Source organism: Clostridium polyendosporum, assembly GCF_018332455.1.
GTDB lineage: Bacteria > Bacillota > Clostridia > Clostridiales > Clostridiaceae > Clostridium_AY > Clostridium_AY polyendosporum.
On sequence record NZ_BOPZ01000087.1, the window covers coordinates 1 to 373 of the forward strand.

The window sequence follows — 373 nt, forward strand, 5'->3', positions numbered from 1 at the left end:
GGTGTAAGCATGGTAACATGTTGAGCTGACTGATACTAATAGGTCGAGGGCTTGACCAATAAAAAGGCTAAAACTTATGTGCAATTTTGATGGAATAAAATTTCATCAACAAATCTGGTGATGACGCTTTTAGAGGATACACCCGTTCCCATACCGAACACGATGGTTAAGCTCTAAGAGGCCGATGGTACTGCACGGGCGACTGTGTGGGAGAGTAGGAGGTTGCCAGGTGGGAAGTCTCACAGCATAGCTGTGAGGCTTTTTTATTTTGACTTTAGTCCGTTGAGCACGTTGCGTGCGAAACATAAAACCACCCGCTATGCGGGTGGCGACATAAGGTTATACAAAAAACTCACCTTTTCACTATAATAGA

1 rRNA gene is annotated in these 373 nt (G+C 44.2%); it reads left to right on the forward strand.

Annotation, left to right across the window (positions count from 1 at the left end):
- The first annotated feature begins 113 nt into the window (after positions 1 to 113).
- Positions 114 to 231, forward strand: a 5S ribosomal RNA gene (gene rrf / locus CPJCM30710_RS17520).
- Positions 232 to 373: the final 142 nt, after the last annotated feature.